This is a genomic window from Streptomyces sp. NPDC001920 (assembly GCF_053594495.1).
Genome location: NZ_JBSFEP010000007.1, coordinates 46592 through 64597 on the forward strand (window position 1 = coordinate 46592; position 18006 = coordinate 64597).

Sequence of the window (18006 nt, forward strand, 5' to 3'; positions counted from 1 at the left end):
GCACTCCGCACCACGGCCGGCCCCCTAGGGCGTCTTCACGGCAGGCGCATCAACGTTCCTCGGACCCTTAGCAACGGCAGCCCGGACGCGCGGCAGACCCATCAGGGTGCGCGTCCGGGCTGCGTCAGTGTTCTCCGAGGCTCGGGCGGGCGCCGGTCGACGGCGCGGGCGCCCGGGCCTAGATTGCAAAGGACGCAGCACATGATCGGTCGACAGAAGATCGCAACCGTCTCCAGCCTCATCGGGGCTCTCGCCCTGGTCTACGGCGGTGCGGCGCAGGCGCACGCCGATGACGACAAGGGCGCGTGCACGATCTCCGCCCAGGGTGACATCGTCTGCATCAAGAAGAGCGAGACCATCCGCAAGGACAAGCGCGGCGGTTATGTCGTCAAGCAGAAGCACGACTGCCAGACGACCGAGCGGCCGCGCTTCACGTTTCCGGAGGGGCACCTGCTGAACGACGGTTCCACGGACTCCGGGCCGGTCGTGGACTGCTCGAACAAGACCAAGCTGCCCAAGGGTTACAAGCTGCCCAAGTTCAAGTTCTGAGGGCGAACGGGAAAATGCCGGACCCGGATCGGGGATCGATTCAGGTCCGGCATTTCCGGGTCTTTTGTCGGCGGTGGACCCGCGGGCAAAAGACCGGTGCCCGGCCTCAGGCCGGGCACCGGGTGGAAGCTGTGGCTTCGGTGTTACTTGCCGACGGCGTTGTTGCAGCCCATGGTCGAGCCCAGCGACGTCTCCTGCGCGCCCGGGCTGCCCTCGCCGTTCAGCAGGTTGCCGCCCAGGCCGTTCGCGATGCCGACCTGACCCAGGATCGAGGCGTTGGCGTCGTGCGACCTGCAGGTGGTGCTCTGCTGGACGCTGAACGAGGTGCCGCCCTTGCCCCGGCCGTGCGAGCCGTAGCCGCCCTGGTCGGCGTGCGCGACGCCGGCGCTCAGGAGTCCGACGCTGCCGAGAGCGGCGACCACCACGGCGGCCTTGCGAAGCTTGTGCATGTCATCTCCGGTGGAGTGGAGTGGTGCGATCTGTAACAGATCGACTTCGTACGTTTACGGAGGCTAATAAGAAGTATTGCGAAGCAATATGCGGCACGCCGAATTACGAATCGGTCTCACCGTCTTGGCCGATGGCCTGGAAAGGTGCGGCTCGGCTGGGTCAGGGCACAAAAAGAAGTCCCGGCGCCGGACTTACGGCTCGGCGCCGGGACTTCTTTTTGTGCCGTCAGTCGGCTGTGCGACCGTCAGGCGTTCAGAACGCGCTGTTGTTGCAGCCCATGGACGAGCCGAGGTGGGTGTCCTGGCCACCGGCGTTGCCCTCGCCGTTGAGGCCGTTGCCCAGCAGGCCGTTGAGGATGCCGACCTGGCCCAGCACGTCGAGGTTCAGGTCGTGCGACTTGCAGTTGGAGCTCTGCAGGACGCTGACCTTGTCCCCGCCCTTGCCGCCGTGGCCGTCGAGGCCCTGGGCCGTGGCGGTACCGGCGCTCAGAAGTCCGACGCTGCCGAGAGCGGCGACCAGGACGGCAGCCTTGCGAAGCTTGTGCATGTCATCTCCGGTGGAGTGAGGTGTGGTTGCGACCCGTAAGGGATCGACTTCGTACAGTCACCAGAGATTAATACGAAATATCCGATATGTCTTAGCGACGCGCCGGTTTTGTGCACGCGTGTTGTGCACGCGTGTTGTGCACGTGCGTTGTGTACGTGTGTGACGCGCTTGTGTTTTGTCAGCTGGTCGCGCGGGCGCTGGCGGCGGCGTTCGCCTGGCTGTTGGCCTGGTCGCAGTCCACACCGCGGGCGTCGGCGGCACCGAGAGCGGCGACCGGGACGTTGGCGTTGAGCAGGGACTGCGGGCTGCACTCCTGGTAGGGGCGGAAGAGGTTGGCCTGGTTCAGCGGGTCCGACTGCGGCGCCTGCTGAGGGCTGATCTGGGGGCTGATCTGCGGGCTCAGCTGGGGGTTGAGCTGCGGGCTGACCTCGGCGCCGCGCTGGGGGGCCGGTGCCGCCTGGCGCATGCCCGGCCCGTTGGAGCTCTGCACGGAGGCCTGCGAGCGGGTCCATGAGTGCGCCTGGGCGTCCTGCTGTCCGACGGGGGCCGGGTGGCCGCCGTTGTAGGCGGCGGGAGCGTCGGCGACGCTGGGGCCGGCGCCGATGGCTGACAGACCGCTGGCTGCTGCGACGACGAGCGCGACGTGGTGGAGCTTGCGCATGGAAACTCGGCCCTTCGTTGACCTGGCATGGAACGTGTGGAAGTGCTGTGAGCCATTGCTCTGACCCGTGGGGAACGAGACGACAGCGGCGTCGGTCACGTGAGTCGCGGTGTGGTCACCCGTTTGCCAGAGGGCGTTAATCATCAACCATGAGAAGTGCGCCTCTGTCGTATCCACTTGACGGGATGACAAGTCCGCAGAGCCTTTTATCCGACCGATGGCAATGGGGTGATGGGCTTTCGTATCCCGTGACCTGCCCCCTGAAATGTCGTTGCCAGCGGGGAGAGGGCAGCGATCAGGAGTCAGAGAGGGGCTACGGGATTCGCTGTCGCTCCAGCGTGAAGTCCACATGACAGCTCAGGCATTACCCCTGTAAGGGCACAGTACGAATATCAGACTGAGCGCACGCAAGACTGCACTGAATACACCGGATTCCCTGTACAGGTAATGAAGGGCCGAGGGTTCCATGCGCAAGCTTCACAAGGCCGCGCTCGTCGTCGCAGCGGCCGGCGGTCTGACCGCCATCGGTGCCGGCGTGAGCGAGGCCACCGAATATCCCGTCGGGTACAGCGGCGCTCCGGCGCCGGGTCCGCAGTATCCGGCGCCTCAGTACGCGGCCCCGGCGCCCCCTCCGCAGTACGCGGCGCCCCAGTACGCCGCCCCGGCACCCGCCCCCCACTACGCGCCGCCCCAGTACGCGGCCCCCGCCCCCCAGTACGCGCCGCCCCAGTACGCGGCTCCCGCGCCCGCTCCGCACCACCCGGCGCCCCAGCAGGCCACGGCGGAGGCCCGTTCGACGGGTGTCGCGCAGGTCAGCGCTCCGCGCCCGCACCCGCAGCCGGCGCCCCACTACATGGCTCCCGCCCCGGCCCCGGCCCCTGCGCCCGCTCCGGCGCCCGCGCCGCAGGCCGGTTACGCCTCCGCCTCGGCCTCGTCGGGCGGCATGGCCGAGGCCTCCAACGCGCCGCGTGCGCAGGCCGCTCCCCAGTCGCCGGTGCCGCAGGTCGTGCCGCAGGTCACCCCGCAGACGGCGCCGCAGGTGATGCCGCAGGTCGCCCCCCAGGTCAACGCTCCCCAGGTCTTCAACCCGGAGCCCCCGCCGCGGGTCGCCCCGCAGGTGAACCCGCAGGTCAACCCGCAGGTGAACCCCCTCATCAACCCGCTGCTCACGCCGGCCGGACCGCCGCAGGTGCCGGGGCTCGGCCTCGGCCAGGTCCAGGCGCCGCCCGTGGGCCAGTTGGGTCTGCCGCGGCTGGGCTGACGGCCCGTAATTGTCCACCGTTCCCCTCGATCTGCTGCACAACAGATCTGCTCGACCAACGGAGAAGGAAATGCGCAAGCTTCAGAAGGTGGCCCTCGTGGGCGCCGTCCTCGGCAGTGTCGGTTCGTTCGGCGTCGGCACCGCCGTCGCGCACGGTGAGGCGGGTGCCCACGACCTCGACATCACCCAGGGCATCGAGTGCCGCTCGCACGACATGAACATCGATGTCCTCGGCAGCGTCGGCCTCGTCAACGGCCTTGCGGGCAACCTGCTGAACGGTGAGGGCTCCCCGGGTGCTCAGCCCAGCCACCTCGGTTCGGACATGGGCTGCAACAGCCAGGCGCTGCGGTAACGCGGCACAGCGTTCGGTCCGACGCCCGCTCCACCACGGGGCGGGCGTCGGACTGTTGACCCATGTACGGTGAGTGAACCTTCGTAACCCTGCGTGTAGGGTGATCTCGTTACCAGGAAGGGTGGGCGACCTGTCGCATGAGATTGTCCTGCGCCGACGAGATGCTGTTGCTCAACGGATGCCCGGGAGTGATCGGCCTGGCGGCGGTGTTCTGCGGTGAGCAGCCCGACGTGGACCGGGTCAGGGCGCGTGTCGCCGAGCGGTGGACCGGTCTGGAGCGGATGAGCCGGGTGCTCGACGGAGGTCCGGGCGACGGCGGTACGGGGCGGCGAGGTCGGGCGCGCTGGGCGGTGCCGGGGCCGTTCGACCCCGCCTTGCATGTCGGCGTGGCCGACAGCAAGTTGGACGACCTGTGGGCGGTGAGCGTGGACCGGCCGCTCGACGGTGCGGTGCCGCCCTGGCGGCTGTCGGTGGTCCCGGACGCGACGCACGGCGGCGGGTTCGCCCTGGCGCTCGTGGCCCAGCACGTACTGCTCGACGGACGCTCCTTGGCGACGTTGATGCGCTCGCTGATGGACAGTCCCGCGGCGGTGCGGCAACCGGGGCGGTCGGCGTCGCTCACCCGTACCGGGCTGCGCGCGGCGGGCAGGGAGCTGAGACTGATGGCGGCCGCCGGGCAGGCCCTCCCGATGCCCTCGCCGCAGGGGACGTGCTCCTCGGTCGCGGTGTGCGAACTGCCCGCGGAAACGGTCCGATCCGCCCGCCGGCAGCCCGCCGACGGCCGTGGCGCGACACTGAACGAACTGCTGGTGGGCGCGGTCGCCGGAGCGCTGCGGGCCGAGTACGGGCCGGTGCGGCGTTGGCGACAGCGGGAGGAACCCGTGTACACGGCCGTCCCGTGCGACCTGCGTACCCGGGCCAATCCGAGGGAACTGGGCAACACGCTCACGGTCGTCCGGGTGCCGTTGCCCGTCGACGTGGACGGCCCCGTGGCGCGGCTGCGCGCCTGCCAGGCCGCCATGGCCACCGTCCCCGAGCGGGCCGCCGCCCACGCCGGCGTGCTGTTTCCCACTGCAGAAGCGGTTCGGCGGACGGGGCCCTGGGTGACCAGGCTGCTGACCGGTCGCGGTCGCCGCTCGTGCTTCGCGGCGACCGCGACCACAGCCATGAAGTGGCCGGGCGGGACGAGCACCTTCGAGGGGCGCCGGCTGGTGCGCACGGTGGGGCTGCCGCCCCTGCAGCACCCCGGTACCGCCAGCTTCGCGCTGGCACAGGCGGGGGACACGTTCACGCTCACCGTGGTGTGCAACCTGCGACCGGACGACGCGGGTCGGCTCGCCGAAGCGGTCGTCACCGAGTTCGAGACATGGGCTTCGGCGACGACGCCGTCGCGGTGAGCCGGCCCTGACGGCACCAGGAGATGGAGGCAGTTGCATGGATGTGGAACACGGCGACGTATGGGAAGCGCTGCGCCCGCTCTGCGCGCGGGTGATGTCGGTGCCGCCGGAAGCGGTCGTGCCGCATGCCCGGCTGGTCGCCGACCTCGGAGCCGACAGCCTGGACATCACCGAACTGGAAGCGGCGTCCGAGGAGTTGTTCGGGGTGTCCCTCAGGGGCACCGACAAGAGCCGGGTGTCCACCGTGGGTGACGTCGCCGACCTCATCGTGGCGCTGCGCGCCCCCGAGCCCCGCAGCACCCTCGCCCGATGAGCCGCCGACCCGCCGTCGCCGTCACGGGACTGGGCGTCCGCTGCGCGGCCGGAGCGACTCCGCAGGCGCTGTGGGACAGCCTCCTGCAGTGCCGTACGGCGACCTCGCTGCACGCCTTCGACGACGAGGGCACCGTCGTGTACCCGGCGTCCGCCATGACCGGCTTCGACCCGGCCGGCTACCTGTCGCCCAAGGAGGTGCGGCGGGCCGACCGTTCGGTGCAGATGGCGGTGTGCGCGGCCGTGGACGCCGTGGAGGACGCCGGGGGGCTGCATGTCGCGTCCGACCGGCGGGCGGTGGTCACCGGCACCGGGTACGGCGGTGTGATCAGCCAGGAGAACGGCATCGGGCACCCCGACGTGCTGTACGCGCCCCGGCTGATGCACAACGCGGGGGCGTACTGGGTCAGCGCCAGGCTCGGGATCACGGGTCCCAGTCTGACGGTCTCCACCGCGTGCGCCTCCGGTACGCACGCGGTGGGGGAGGCGCTGCAGATGATCCGGGCCGGGTGTGCGGACGTGGTGGTGGCGGGCGGTCATGACTGTCCGCTGACCCCCACGACGGCGCTGGCCTTCGGGCGGGCCGGTGCTATGGTCACCGAGTGCGCGGAACCGGCCGCCGCCTCAAGGCCGTTCGACATCGACCGGCGCGGGTTCGTCCTCGCCGAAGGAGCGGCGTTCCTGGTGCTGGAGCGGCTGGACCTGGCCCGGGCGCGGGGTGCCCGGATCCACGCCACGCTGACCGGGTACGGGCGCACCTCCGACGCACACCACCTCACCGCTCCGCATCCGAACGGTGCGGGCGCGCGGGCGTGCATGGAGCAGGCACTCACCGACGCCGGGACGACGGCCGACGCCGTCACCCATGTCAACGCGCACGGCACCGGCACCGAACTGAACGACCTCGCCGAAGCGCGGGCCCTCGCCGCCCTGTTCGGGCCCGCGAAGGTCCCGGTCACCGCTTCCAAGTCGGTGACCGGGCACGGGCTGGGGGTGGCGGGAGCGCTGGAGGCCGTGATCACGGTCCTGTCCGTACGGGAAGGGCTCGCGCCGCCGACGGCTTCGCTCACGCGGCTGGACCCCCGGTGCGACATCGACGTGGTCACCGCCGAACCGCGCAAGATCCCGAGCGGGCCGGTGATCAGCAACAGTTTCGCCTTCGGCGGCCACAACGCGTGTGTCGTGTTCGATTCACCCCACGGCTGAGCACCGAAGGAGGCTGCGGAGCATGAGGCTGACGGCGGTCGAGGAAGGGCACCTGCGCAACGGGATGCCGGGGACCATCGGCATCGCCGCGATGTTTCCCGGAGGGCCGCTCGACCTGGGGCAGGTGCGGGCCCGGGTGCGCGAGCGGTGGGGCGCACTGGAGCGGATGAGCCTGGTCGTCCAGCCACCGAGAGGGCCCCGGGTGCTGTGGGGCCACCGGTGGAGGGCGGCCCCGTCGTTCGATCCCGCCGCGCACATCACCGCCACGGACCAGGACCTGGAAGCGCTGCTCTCCGACGGTGTCAGGCACCCGTTGCCACCCGGTCTCCCCCCGTGGCGGCTGCTGGTCACCCCGCTCGCCGTGGTGCTGCTCGGCCACCACGCCCTGCTGGACGGCCGGTCCCTGGAGACTCTCTTCCGGCTGCTGATGGACGACGCCGTACCGACCGGTCCTCCCGGGCCGGGTGCGGCAGACCCGTCCGCGACGGCGCGGCAGCGGCCCCGGGTCGGTCCGCGCGGTGTCGGCGGGGAACTGCGTCGCGTCAGGGCTCTCGGTCAGCGCCTGCCCGTGGTCCCGGCCGGCGAGGCGCGGCCGTCGGTGGCCGTCGTCGAACTCGACCCGCAGGTGATGCGCGCGGCCCGTCGACAGCCGGCGGACGGGCGCGGGGCCACGCTCAACGAACTGCTGCTGAGCACGTACGCCGGCGCTCTCCGCTCCTGCTACGGGCCGCTGAGCGCCTGGCCCACCGGACCGGCCCCGCTGTACGCCACCGTGCCGGTGGACCTGCGCACCCGCGACAACGCCCGGCGGCTCGGCAACGGGGTCACCGCGCTGCGCGTCCCGCTGCCCGTCGACACCGAGTCCCCCATCGCCCGCCTGCGCGCCTGCCAGGAACTGGTCGCGGCGTTCCAGCACCGCAGCGACGCCCACCGTGCGATCCTGCCCATGCTGCAGGCCGTCGCCCGTGCCGTGCCGTGGCTGGCCGGGGTGATGGCCAGGAGCCTGGCGCGTCCCGAGGTGACCACGAGTCTGTGCACGGCCTTCAAGTGGCGGGACAACCCCAGCCACCTGCTCGGCCGTCCGCTCTCGCGGGTCGTGCCGCTGCCGCAGCTCTCACCGCCGGGCACGGCGAACCTCTGCCTCGTCCACACCGGCGACGCCTACACGTTGACTGTCGTCAGCCACTTGCGTGCGGGGGATGCGGGGATGTTGGGGGAGGCGGTCGCGCAGGACCTGAAGGCGGTCGCGGTGTCCTAGGTGTATTGACCCGCAGGCAACGTTCGCCAGGCATGGCCGACTTCCTGCCGTGCCCGATACGTCGGCCGTACCCTGGTCGGCACCATCAGGGCGTCTTGGCGGCTGTCTGGAGGTAACGGGGTGGCAGGGCGGGTGCGTAATCCGGAGCGGGTTCGCAACAGGTTGGTTGTCTCCATCGTGGATACCCTCCAGGGTGCGGCCACGGTGAATCAGGCGGGCAGCCGGGAGTTATGGCGGGAGATACTCGCTGCCGAACTGGATTCTCCCGTGGAGCCCTTCGGCAGTGACCGGCTGCGGCCCTGGTTGCTGCATGTGGTGAAGAGATGCACCGAGGTGGGCGACGGCCTGGCCTGCCTCGTACGGTCGCTGGAGTACGTGGAGCAGCAGTCGGTGACGGTCGCCGCGCTGTGGCCGCTCGTGGACGAGTGGGAAGCCGTCGACTTCTTCAACCACGCCGACCTCGGCGAGCTGCGGCCCGTTCTGTCGTCCCTGCCGTCCTCGGACCTGGCCGCCATGACGCGGCGCGCGAGCCGTTCACGGGTCCAGGAGCTGCCTGTGTGGTGCCAGACGGCGTGGCAGGTCTTCCTGCGGCTGGCAGGCGAGAACTCCCCGGTCGGGGAACTCCCGCCCAGCATGGCCTTCCTCGCGCTCGCCGCCGACCGGTTCGTCGAGGAGGGCCGGCCCGACGCCGCCGAAGTGCTGCGCCGGTTCAATCGCGCCACGGCCACGGACCTGGGCGTGGCCGACCTGCTGGCGGACTGGCAGCACTCGGAGTTCCTGCAGCCGGCGCCCTCCCTGGTACCGGCGTATCTGCTCATCCAGTTCGAGCCGGACCGGGTCGAGGCGAATCACTACTACCTCTCGCACTGGCGTCAGTCCGACTCGGAGGGCTGGCATCCCGTGCGCGGCGAGACCGTTCGTCTGACCAGGGAAGAGCTGCCGGCGGCTGTGGAGCGGCTCATCGAGGACGTCGAGGAGAAGTGGGCCGATCTGCGGCAGCCGGTGATCCTCGAATTCGTCCTGCCGTGGGAACTGCTCAACGAGCCGGTCGAGTGGTGGTCCAAGGAGTCTGATTCCTCTTCTCCCACACCACTTGCCCTGGACTACCCGGTCGTGGTGCGCAGCCTGGAGCGGTTGCAGCGGGCCGCCTGGCACCGGCCCTGGCACAACAAGTGGCGCCAGCTTCGGGAACGCCCGGCGGACAGCCATCCGCACTGGAGCCGCCCGGAGGAGGACGGGGCGTACTTCTTCCACCTGGAGCGTGAACTCAAGGAAGACCTCCGCGCGGTGTGCCTGGTGCTCAGCGAGCCGCCCGGCGATGACTCGGGCACCGGACGCAGCGAGGTCCTTGCCGGGCTGCGGGCCGGGGTGCCCGCGATGATCTGGCACCGCAACGACTGCTCCGACCCGGCGTTCCAGGACGCCATCGGCGAGATCCTGGAGGACCGGGGGCTGGGCAGTCTGGCCGAGCGTGTCGGCAAGTGGCGCAAGGAGGCGCTGGCCCTCGGCCCGGGCGGCTGGGGGCAGCATGTCGGACGCCATCTGGCCATCCTGCTCGACGATCCGGAGCGCAAGCCGAGCCCGCCCGGGCCGGCGTAGCCTGCCGTGCTGTGCGGCACGCGGTCGTGGAGCGCGCGATCGCTGCACGGCAGAGGGGGTGACGCCCACGGGTTCCTGACTCACCCACGCGGTGAGAACGCCGCCGACGTGCGCGCCGGCCCCACCTCGTGGCACGGTGCTTTGTGGCTTGTGCCCCATGTTGCAAGGTACGCGGACCGCTGCCAGTCTTGGCACGTGGATGTCACGCATGCCCGCGGACTGCGGGACTCCTCTTCAGTGCCTCCTCCGTCCCTCCGCTCGCCCTCCGGCATCACCGGACGCTCTGAGAGCGCTCATGCAGTGTGACCACGGCCCACGCCCGGTACCAGCACCAGAATCTGACATGGCATCAGTCGACGTGGTGGTGCGGATCCTGAGTGAACTGGAGCGACTGGACTCGCCGACGCGCCCCGGTGTGCTGCTCGTCCTGGACGACCACGTGACCATGCGGGTCTGGGACGAGACGGTCGGCCGACTGGCCGAGGCACTCACCCACGACGAGCGGCTGGGCGAGGTCACCACGCTACGGCTGCTGAGTTCGGACGACACCGAGCCGGAACGGATCCGGCTGGAGCACGAGCACCTCCCGCCCGCCGGCTCCGGGCGCCGGGTGGTGCTGGTGCTGACCGACGGACTCGCCGCGGGGTGGCGGTCGGACGCGGTGTTACCACTGCTGCGTGAACTCGGACGGAACGAGCCGCTGGCGATCCTGCATCTGCTGCCGCAGCGACTGTGGTTCCGCACCGGCCTGGACGTCCACCGCATGGGGCTGCTCGCCGAGCACCCCTGGGCACGCAATGCATCCCTGCGCTGGGAACTGCGCACCTCCCCGCTCGAACCCGTCGACGACCCCGCCGCGCGTGACGGCGTGGTGCCCGTCCCCGTTCTGGAGCTGACCGAGCGCTCCCTGTCAGGCTGGACGGACCTGGTGGCCGGGCGCTCCCGCGACTGGCTGGAGACATCGGGCGTGCGTGCCCGCGACTGGAAGCGGCGGGCGGACGCCGCGCGGGCGGTGCCGTGGATCGAGGACGTGCCCGATCCCGCCAGCGCCGTGCCGCCCCGGGAGCGGATCTCGGAGTTTCGCGCCGCCGCCTCTCCCACCGCCTTCGCACTGGCCACCAGGCTCGCGGCGGCGCCGTTGACTCTTGCGGCGATGCGAGCCGTGACCGCCTCCGTGCCGGGCGCCGGTCCGGCGCACCTCACCGAGCTGTTGATGAGCGGACTCGTGCGGCCCGCGGGCACGGACGCCGAGCGGGCGGCCGGTGTGGCCTTCGCCTTCGGTCCGAACATCCGCCAGGAGTTATTGGCGCTGGCCCGCCGCAGGGACACCGCTCGTGTGCTGCACGACGTGCGAAAGCTGCTCACGCATGTCCAGGAGGGCGACGATCCGGTCCTGCCCACCGCCGACGACCTGTTCGAGGCGGCCGAAGTACCGCCCGTGACCCGGCGCAACGTGGCGTTCCTGCGCGTGGAACTGGCCGCTCTGCGCGCACTGTCCGGCCGCTTCCTGTCCCGTGCCGAGCGCCTGGCGCAGGCACTGCGGACCTACGACCGGCAGAACACGGTCAGCCTGAGCAAGGGATCGGGCGGTCGTGCCACAGGCGAGATTCCCCACCCTGTCGAACACAGGCCCACCGGGGGCCGGACATCTTCAGAAGGAGCGACGGCGATGGCGACCACGCAGCAGCCCGCAGTGGAGGGCGGGCGATCGACGCAGCCGCGCATCTGGGGGAACATCCCGCCGCGCAACCCGAACTTCACGGGCCGGGTGGACCTTCTGGAGCGACTGAGCGAACGCCTGCGGGAGGGTATGACCACCGTGCTCCCCGAAGCTCTGCACGGGATGGGCGGTGTCGGCAAGACCCAGTTGGCGATCGAGTACGCGTACCGCCACCAATCCGAGTACGACATCGTGTGGTGGATTCCCGCCGAGCGCCCCGGCAAGATCGGCCAAGCGCTGGTGGAGCTTGCCCAGCGGCTCGGCCTGAGCACGAGCGCCGAGGCCAACATCGCCGGTCCCGCGGTGCGCGAGGCGCTGCGCGAGGGCCGGCCGTACTCCCGCTGGCTGCTCATCTTCGACAACGCCGACGACCCCGAGCGGGTCCGCGAGTACTTTCCCGCCACGACCGGTGGCAGTGGCACCATCCTCGTCACCTCGCGCAACCGTCGCTGGAGTGTGAGCGGCCACGGGCACTCCCTGGAGGTGGACGTCTTCACCCGGGCGGAGAGCAAGGAACTGCTGCGTCGCTCGGGACCGGCCGGGAACGACCTCGACGACGGCGAGGCGGACCGCCTGGCCGAGGCCCTCGGCGACCTGCCGCTGGCTCTGGAACAGGCCGCTGCCTGGCGTGGAGAGACCGGCATGCCCGTGTCGGAGTACCTCCGCCTGTTCGAGCACAAGCGCAGTGAACTGCTGGAGGTCTCTCCGCCCCCGGACTACCAGCTGCCCGTGGCGGCCGCCTGGAACGTCTCCCTCGACCATCTGCAGACGCGCAGCCCGACCGCGCTGCGGCTGCTGCAGCTGTGCTCCTACTTCGCGCCGGACCCCATTTCCCGGTCCATCTTCTCCGGCCTCGGCGGAGGCAGCATCGACCCCGATCTCGACCGCGCCCTGAACGACCCCATGCGGCTCGCACGCGCCGTACGGGAGATCAACCGCTACTCACTAGCCCGGATAGACCACCGCACGAACTCGATCGAGATGCACCGGCTGGTTCAGGCGGTATTGATCAACCGTATGACACCCGAGGAACAGACCCGCATGCGTAACGGCGCCCACACCCTCCTGGCCGCCTCCGACCCGAAGGGCCCCAATCAGCCCGCGAACTGGCCGCGGTACGCCGAGCTGTACGGCCATGTCATCGCCTCTGGCGCCATCGAGTCGGATCAGCCGTGGGTGCGGGAACTGGTGATGAACGTCGCCAAGTACCTCTGGTACTGGGGCGACCACAAGGTGGCACTCGAGTTCACGGAGCAGGCCTGGCAGACGTGGGAGCGCAAGTTCGGGGAGGAGGACCAGCAGGCGCTTCTGATGGCGTGGTGGCTCGGCTTCCTCTACCTGAAGGTGGGCCGCTACGACGACGCCTCGGAGCTGGTCGCCCGGATGAAGGGCGTCTACGCCCGTACGGCGCCGCAGGGCCGCGAGGACATCCGCGAGGACGCTCTGGAGACGTTGATGCTGGAGGCGGCCGTACGGCGGGTGCAGGGGGACTTCGCCGCCGGTGCCGAGCTGGACGAGATGGCCTACGACCGGGCGCGCCGCGCCTTCGGCGAGGACGACCCGACGACGCTGAGCACCGCGCACAACCTCGGGGTGAGTCTGCGGCTGGTCGGGGAGTTCCAGCGGGCGCTGGAACTGGACGAACACACGCACGAGATGAAAACGCGTCTGTTCGGCCGTGATCACCAACAGTCCCTGATCACCGAGGGCAGCATCGCCATCGACGTGCGCGAGACCGGTGACTACGTCGGAGCGCGGTCCAGGCAGCAGGGGGTCGTCGACGGCTTCCGGGCCGAGTTCGGAGCCGGCAACCCCTCGACGCTGGGGACGGTCCGCCAGCTGGGTGAGGCCTGCCGCAAGGAGGGGGACCACGCCACCGCGCTGGAACTGGCGCGCGAGGCGTACAACCAGTTCGTCCGCCGCTACGACGACATGCACCCGGAGGCCCTGACGGCGGCACTCGCGTTGTCGGTGGCCCTGCGGCACAACGGGGACCTCGAGGCGGCACGGGAGCTCGGCAGGACCACGTCGCAGCGGTTCCGGACGCTGTTCCAGCCCCACCATCCGCACGTGCTGGCGGCCGACGTCGACCTCGCGGTGACCCTGCGGCTGCTGGGCCGGGGGGAGGAGGCCAAGGAACTGGACCAGGCGGCACTGGAGTCCCTGACCGGACGGCTCGGGGCGAGCCATCCGATGGCTCTGGCCTGTGCCATCAACCTGGCGAGCGATCTGAGCGCCCTCGGGCGGGTGACCGAGGCCTGTGAACTGGGCCGCAGGACGCTGGAGCGGTGCCGGACGAGGCTGGGCGAGGACCACCCCACGACGCTCGTGGGTGCGGCCAACCTCTCCCTGGACCTGTTCGCCCTCGGTGAGGAGGCCGAGAGCGAGGCCCTGCGGGCGGATGCCCTGGCACGTATGGAGCGGGTCCTGGACGAGCCGCGGCGGAACTCCGCCCAGACGGCACCGCACCCCGCGACGGTGCAGACCCGAGCCCGCGAGCGGGCCAACTGCGACATCGATCCGATGCCGCTGTGATATGACGCGCGGCCCGTGGGGCGGCGCCAGGAGTGCCGCCCCACGGTGAATTTCATTCCATCGATACTTGCGTTCCCGAGCGTGTATCGCGCTTTTCCGATCGGGGGCGCGGAGCGGTAAAGTTCCGGCTTGGCGGTCGGCTAAGGTTCCGATCGAAACCCTGACTTCTCGTATGGGTACCCCTTTCCCTGATTTCGGGATCACCGGGGGGTGGATGAAAGGTGTTCTGTAATGGCGCACGATGCTGTGGACTGTCCCTATCAGCGCGTGGTGAGGGCGGCCGCCTGGTCGGTCTCGGGCGTATCAGGGCTGGCCAGTGCGGGTTCTGTGGGGGTGATGGTGTGGGAGATGGCTCAGCAGGACGGGCCGATGGTGGCGGGCTGTGCGGCTGCGGCCACCGTATTCGGCGGCGTCTGCGGCGGTCTTGTGAAGTGGCTGAAGAAAGACAAGGGCAGGGAGTCCTGACCCATTCTCGCGAAGGCTAGATCATTTTCTTTCGAATGGCCCCCGGTGTGAAAGTCACCGGGGGTTTTCTCATGCCCTTTTTCGAGGTCCTCCGGGCAGGAAAAGGGAACGCCGCGTCACGAACGCAGCCATGTCGCCAGTCGGATCGGGTCGGGTGCGGGGTGGGTGGTGCGGGTCACGGCCTCGTGGACCGTTCGGGCCCGTTCCGGGTGGTGGCACAGGAGGTGTGCCGCGCCGGGGGCGAAGCCCGATGACCTGAGGGCCTGGCCCAGGCCGGCCCACGCTCCGGCCGTGCCCGGGTGGGCCGTCAGGTGGGCGACGTAGGCATGGCGGGCCGAGTCGGCGTCACCGGCCACGAGCAGCGCGTCGGCGGGCAGGGCGCCGGTGACTTCGGCCGCGGCCTTCTCCGGGTCCTCGGGTGCCGCACGGCCGTCGGCGGCGTCAACGAGGCGATGGCGGACCAGTGTCGCCATGCTGTCCAGCCCGTGTGCGGAGGTGTCGGGCACGATGACCGGCTCGACCGACAGGGAGGAGGGCGGTCCGCTCGCGCCGGTCAGCCAGGCGCGCACCGCCTCGTCCACCGCCGGGGCGGGGGGACGTAGGTGGTGGGCCCGCCAGCGGGCGACGTGGTAGTCGTTGCACAACCTCGCCAGGGCCGACTCGGCCTCGGGCACCGGCTCCCGCAGCCACTCGGCGCAGCGGTCGCGGAGCGTGTCCAGCAGGGCCGCTCCGACAGGGGTCAGACGTGCGTGCCCGCGGATCTGCTCCAGCGCGGTCGCCACATGGGTCCGCCACAGGGCGAACTCGAAGTGCTGCAAGCCGTTCGGTGCGGTGGCGGTAGCGCGCCGCGCGCGCCAGAACCCGGTGACGCCCATGAACGCGTAGATGCCCTGCAGCAGCCCGTCGATGGGGCGCGGGTCGTCCCGCCAGGGCGCGTACCACAGTTCCCCCGTCTCCCCAGGGCTGCCGTTCAGGAGGGGAGTCAGGTGCAGCAGTCCGCCCAGCTTGGTGTGCTGGAACTCGTGCACCAAGGTGGCGGCCAGCTGAACGGCGTCGTCCGGCTCCGATGCCTCCATCCCGCCGAAGGCGTCTCCGGCTGACACGCTGCGTGGCCGGAACCTTTCTCCAGCGGTGGTCGGGGTGAGCGACAGCATGCCTCGCCGCATGGCCTCGGCGGTTCCTGGAAGTTCACGCAGCAGTACGTCCCATGCCTGGCCCAGCACTTGCCGCCACCGCGCCGCCGCCTGCTCGGACACCGGGTGCGGCACGGTCGGCAGGGGATAGGTCCGGAACGGATCCGTGTCGTCCAGGGTCAGGTTCAGCCGGCGTCCCGGCGGGCCGACTGCGACCCGGCGTACCGGATGCCAACCGGGCCTCGGTGAGTTCGGCGGGTCCGGTAAGGCGACCGACGCCTCGCGCGTCTCGATCGCCGCTCGTCCCGAGGAGGCGCGGACCGTGGCCGTCGTCCATGGTTCGGGCACGGGCAGTTCGGCGCAGCCTAGGGTCGGCAGGGAAACCCGGCCGTGCCACACCGGCACGTCGAGGGCGAAGTCAAGGCCCGCGCGCAGCGCCGCCGCGGAGGCCAGGGCCGCGAAGTGGCCGAGCACCACCCCCAGCGGAGGTTCGTCCTTCGGTGCCGTGCCGCGCAGCCGGCGCAACGCCGTGGCCAGCCACATGCCCGTCTGCGGGTACATGAGCAGATCGTCGACGACGGCCGGGGCACGCCGCTGCGCTCGGCTGAGCACGTCCCAGGCGGGGCCGAGGTCCGTGGCGTCGTCGAGCATCCGCAGGAGCAGCAGCCGTCGGCTGCGTTCGGCGCCCAGCAGGACGTCCACGGTGGCCGGCCCGCCCTCGCCCCGGAGCAGTTCGGCCAAACAGGAAGCGGGCAGGTGGTGGTGGGGCAGGGACGGCTCAGTGCTCATGGCCGGCCCCGGCGTCGTCAGTCGAAGCGCTCCGCCGGGTTGAAGTCGCCACCCCCGCTGGCCTGCGGATGGTCGATGCGCTGCCGCAGCTCCTCCAGTGGAGCGGCGAGAACTCGACCGTCGATGGAGCGCAGCGCTTCAAGAGACACCCCCGCGAGATCGACAAGGCTGGACTCGACGGTGGCCACAGACGGCTCGATGACGGCCAATCCCCTTCCCTCCCCGATTGGTTCGTCGATGCGATCTGCCCACATCCCCCTGATGATGGCCCGTCGTGCGGAGGATGAAACACCGCTCTCTCAGGGCGCCGCGATATCAGGTCAGCGTCTTTCCTCGGACCGGCCATGGCTGCGCGACAGCGCCGCCGCCTCCTGGTCCACGCGGATCATCCCGGCGGAGTTGCCCTCCAACAGCCTTATCTCATCGAGGAGTTGGTCGAGAGTGCCGGGATAGCGCAGGCATGTCCTCACGATCCCGAACACATCCGGCCGCAGGGCGGGAGAGCGCAGGCTCATGGCGGCGATCACCGGGTCGATGCCGGCCAGGACGAGAGCGAGGGACGTGCGGTCGCTCACCGTGGGCAGGGCGGTCAACGCGTCCACGAGGCCGTTGATCTCGCGCAGGGGGAGATCGTCCGGGAGGCCCGCCAGGCTGAACCGGGGTGTCGTGCCGGGGGGCGGGCAGGAGAAGCGGACCAGTTGGTCCGCGGACGGGGGGAGACCGGCGTGCTCGTGCAGCAGGGCCAGTTCGGTGGCGGTGAGGAGGTCGTACCAGCGGTCCACGCGGACGGCGGCCAGCCGGCCCGGCCCGTCGGTGCGGTGGTGTGCGCTGACCAGGCCGATGAGCGTGCCGTCGTGCCAGACCGCCGCGCCGGACATGCCTTCCCAGGGTGAGCGGTCCGGCTCGGGGTCCGTCCCGGGCGGGGTGACGGCGATCTCCAGGGTGCCTTCGCGGCGGTTGGACAGCACTGAGATCAGGCCGGACGCGTGGCAGGAGTCGCGGTACTGGGACGGTGATCCGTCGTCGAGCCGCCGCATCCGGTGCTCGCGGAGTTTGAACCGCGGGAAGCCCATGGCCGTTACCGGCAGCACGTCGTCCGTGTCCGGCACGGCTCCGAACGCGGGCGAGGTCTCGGCCGCAGTCGCGTGCACGCCCGCCGGCACTGCTCCGGTGATCTCCAGGAGCGCCACATCGGCCTTGTCGGCCACCAGCGCCACGTCTGCGGACACGGTCCACTCGTCGGCGCGGTCGGCCTCGAACCGTACCCGTGCGGCTGCCGGGTCGGTGTCCCGGACGACGTGTGCCGCGGTGAGGACCCAGCGCCGCCCGACCCTGTAGCCGGTCCCGCGACGTCCGGGGCCGTGGGAACCGCGCGTGATCACCTCGGCCACCCGCACGGGGTCCAGCCCGCGGCGTCCTCCCGTTCCGCCCACCGGCTCAGCGCTCCCGCTCGGCCTCGTCGCCGCTCACCCACGGCGGCCGTCCGCCGCCGCTGCGGGTGCGGGGGTCCAGGGTGAGCTTGATCCGGTGGGTGACGCTGTCAGCCGAACGGCCGTCGGCACCGGCCTCCACCACCCAGAAGCGGACCTTTCCGCCGGCCGTGGCCGACCGTTCCACCGTCACCGCGGCCTCCACCTCCACCGGGCCCACTTCGAAGTAGAGGTCCTCGCCCGCCGCGGCGGCCCGCGCGGCGGTGAGTTCTCTGCGCAACTCCTCGATCATCTCCGCGAGTTCAATCACATACGGGGCCTACCCGCCGCGCCCTGTCGTCAC

Annotated in this window: 17 protein-coding genes; 10 read left to right on the forward strand and 7 right to left on the reverse strand. The window is 70.8% G+C overall.

All coding sequences use genetic code 11. The features are described from left to right. The first annotated feature begins 201 nt into the window (after positions 1-201). Complete coding sequence (locus tag ACWCPI_RS13565) at positions 202-549, forward strand: hypothetical protein (RefSeq protein ID WP_451038267.1); 348 nt, start codon at positions 202-204, stop codon at positions 547-549. Between the two features lie 143 nt (positions 550-692). On the opposite strand, the gene ACWCPI_RS13570 is transcribed toward ACWCPI_RS13565, so the two are convergent. The 3 genes from ACWCPI_RS13570 to ACWCPI_RS13580 form a co-directional block, all read right to left on the reverse strand. Next, the gene (locus ACWCPI_RS13570) at positions 693-998 is read right to left on the reverse strand and encodes a hypothetical protein (protein ID WP_451038268.1); all 306 of its coding nucleotides are present in this window, start codon (positions 996-998) and stop codon (positions 693-695) included. A 253-nt stretch (positions 999-1251) separates the two neighbouring features. Beyond that, on the reverse strand, positions 1252-1545 hold the full coding sequence (locus tag ACWCPI_RS13575; RefSeq protein ID WP_388807396.1) for a hypothetical protein: 294 nt from the start codon (positions 1543-1545) through the stop codon (positions 1252-1254). 178 nt (positions 1546-1723) lie between these two features. Further along, positions 1724-2206, reverse strand: a complete 483-nt coding sequence (locus ACWCPI_RS13580) for a hypothetical protein (RefSeq protein ID WP_451038269.1) — start codon at positions 2204-2206, stop codon at positions 1724-1726. 466 nt (positions 2207-2672) lie between these two features. Between ACWCPI_RS13580 and ACWCPI_RS13585 the strand changes: the two genes are divergently transcribed. From ACWCPI_RS13585 to ACWCPI_RS13625, 9 genes are all read left to right on the forward strand, one after another. After that, positions 2673-3467, forward strand: coding sequence for a hypothetical protein (locus ACWCPI_RS13585; RefSeq protein ID WP_451038270.1), 795 nt, complete (start codon positions 2673-2675; stop codon positions 3465-3467). A gap of 70 nt (positions 3468-3537) precedes the next feature. Continuing rightward, the gene (locus tag ACWCPI_RS13590; RefSeq protein WP_019758024.1) at positions 3538-3819 is read left to right on the forward strand and encodes a hypothetical protein; all 282 of its coding nucleotides are present in this window, start codon (positions 3538-3540) and stop codon (positions 3817-3819) included. Between the two features lie 137 nt (positions 3820-3956). Beyond that, positions 3957-5216 carry a WS/DGAT domain-containing protein gene (locus tag ACWCPI_RS13595; RefSeq protein ID WP_451038271.1) on the forward strand — a complete coding sequence of 420 codons (1260 nt, stop codon included), beginning with the start codon at positions 3957-3959 and terminating at the stop codon, positions 5214-5216. Positions 5217-5253: 37 nt separating this feature from the next. Further along, positions 5254-5529, forward strand: coding sequence for an acyl carrier protein (locus tag ACWCPI_RS13600; RefSeq protein ID WP_451038272.1), 276 nt, complete (start codon positions 5254-5256; stop codon positions 5527-5529). After that, the gene (locus ACWCPI_RS13605; RefSeq protein WP_451038273.1) at positions 5526-6734 is read left to right on the forward strand and encodes a beta-ketoacyl-[acyl-carrier-protein] synthase family protein; all 1209 of its coding nucleotides are present in this window, start codon (positions 5526-5528) and stop codon (positions 6732-6734) included. The genes ACWCPI_RS13600 and ACWCPI_RS13605 overlap by 4 nt, the downstream gene beginning before the upstream one ends. Before the next feature lie 22 nt (positions 6735-6756). Next, positions 6757-7992 carry a wax ester/triacylglycerol synthase domain-containing protein gene (locus ACWCPI_RS13610; RefSeq protein WP_451038274.1) on the forward strand — a complete coding sequence of 412 codons (1236 nt, stop codon included), beginning with the start codon at positions 6757-6759 and terminating at the stop codon, positions 7990-7992. Between the two features lie 177 nt (positions 7993-8169). Continuing rightward, complete coding sequence (locus ACWCPI_RS13615; RefSeq protein ID WP_451038275.1) at positions 8170-9591, forward strand: VMAP-C domain-containing protein; 1422 nt, start codon at positions 8170-8172, stop codon at positions 9589-9591. 343 nt (positions 9592-9934) lie between these two features. Beyond that, positions 9935-13846 (forward strand): FxSxx-COOH system tetratricopeptide repeat protein, encoded by a 3912-nt coding sequence (fxsT, locus tag ACWCPI_RS13620; protein ID WP_451038276.1) that lies wholly within the window; start codon positions 9935-9937, stop codon positions 13844-13846. A gap of 231 nt (positions 13847-14077) precedes the next feature. Beyond that, on the forward strand, positions 14078-14311 hold the full coding sequence (locus tag ACWCPI_RS13625; RefSeq protein ID WP_451038277.1) for a hypothetical protein: 234 nt from the start codon (positions 14078-14080) through the stop codon (positions 14309-14311). 116 nt (positions 14312-14427) lie between these two features. Here ACWCPI_RS13625 and ACWCPI_RS13630 read toward each other — a convergent pair whose 3' ends face one another. The 4 genes from ACWCPI_RS13630 to ACWCPI_RS13645 form a co-directional block, all read right to left on the reverse strand. Beyond that, the gene (locus tag ACWCPI_RS13630; RefSeq protein WP_451038278.1) at positions 14428-16233 is read right to left on the reverse strand and encodes an HEXXH motif domain-containing protein; all 1806 of its coding nucleotides are present in this window, start codon (positions 16231-16233) and stop codon (positions 14428-14430) included. A gap of 17 nt (positions 16234-16250) precedes the next feature. Beyond that, positions 16251-16442, reverse strand: a complete 192-nt coding sequence (locus tag ACWCPI_RS13635) for a hypothetical protein (RefSeq protein ID WP_451038279.1) — start codon at positions 16440-16442, stop codon at positions 16251-16253. Between the two features lie 111 nt (positions 16443-16553). Further along, a complete protein-coding gene (locus ACWCPI_RS13640; RefSeq protein ID WP_451038280.1) occupies positions 16554-17666 on the reverse strand; it encodes an effector-associated domain 2-containing protein in 1113 nt (370 codons plus the stop codon). Between the two features lie 4 nt (positions 17667-17670). Further along, positions 17671-17973: a trypco2 family protein gene (locus ACWCPI_RS13645; protein ID WP_451038281.1), complete on the reverse strand. Its 303-nt coding sequence runs from the start codon at positions 17971-17973 to the stop codon at positions 17671-17673. Between the last annotated feature and the right edge of the window lie 33 nt (positions 17974-18006).

What these genes read in the sequence shown, in the direction of transcription:
- ACWCPI_RS13580 (WP_451038269.1), bottom strand. Translation starts at nt 2,206, where the DNA reads ATGCGCAAGCTCCACCACGTCGCGCTCGTCGTCGCAGCAGCCAGCGGT.
- ACWCPI_RS13565 (WP_451038267.1), top strand. Translation starts at nt 202, where the DNA reads ATGATCGGTCGACAGAAGATCGCAACCGTCTCCAGCCTCATCGGGGCT.
- ACWCPI_RS13585 (WP_451038270.1), top strand. Translation starts at nt 2,673, where the DNA reads ATGCGCAAGCTTCACAAGGCCGCGCTCGTCGTCGCAGCGGCCGGCGGT.
- ACWCPI_RS13575 (WP_388807396.1), bottom strand. Translation starts at nt 1,545, where the DNA reads ATGCACAAGCTTCGCAAGGCTGCCGTCCTGGTCGCCGCTCTCGGCAGC.
- ACWCPI_RS13570 (WP_451038268.1), bottom strand. Translation starts at nt 998, where the DNA reads ATGCACAAGCTTCGCAAGGCCGCCGTGGTGGTCGCCGCTCTCGGCAGC.
- fxsT (WP_451038276.1), top strand. Translation starts at nt 9,935, where the DNA reads ATGGCATCAGTCGACGTGGTGGTGCGGATCCTGAGTGAACTGGAGCGA.
- ACWCPI_RS13595 (WP_451038271.1), top strand. Translation starts at nt 3,957, where the DNA reads ATGAGATTGTCCTGCGCCGACGAGATGCTGTTGCTCAACGGATGCCCG.
- ACWCPI_RS13600 (WP_451038272.1), top strand. Translation starts at nt 5,254, where the DNA reads ATGGATGTGGAACACGGCGACGTATGGGAAGCGCTGCGCCCGCTCTGC.
- ACWCPI_RS13610 (WP_451038274.1), top strand. Translation starts at nt 6,757, where the DNA reads ATGAGGCTGACGGCGGTCGAGGAAGGGCACCTGCGCAACGGGATGCCG.
- ACWCPI_RS13590 (WP_019758024.1), top strand. Translation starts at nt 3,538, where the DNA reads ATGCGCAAGCTTCAGAAGGTGGCCCTCGTGGGCGCCGTCCTCGGCAGT.
- ACWCPI_RS13605 (WP_451038273.1), top strand. Translation starts at nt 5,526, where the DNA reads ATGAGCCGCCGACCCGCCGTCGCCGTCACGGGACTGGGCGTCCGCTGC.
- ACWCPI_RS13625 (WP_451038277.1), top strand. Translation starts at nt 14,078, where the DNA reads ATGGCGCACGATGCTGTGGACTGTCCCTATCAGCGCGTGGTGAGGGCG.
- ACWCPI_RS13630 (WP_451038278.1), bottom strand. Translation starts at nt 16,233, where the DNA reads ATGAGCACTGAGCCGTCCCTGCCCCACCACCACCTGCCCGCTTCCTGT.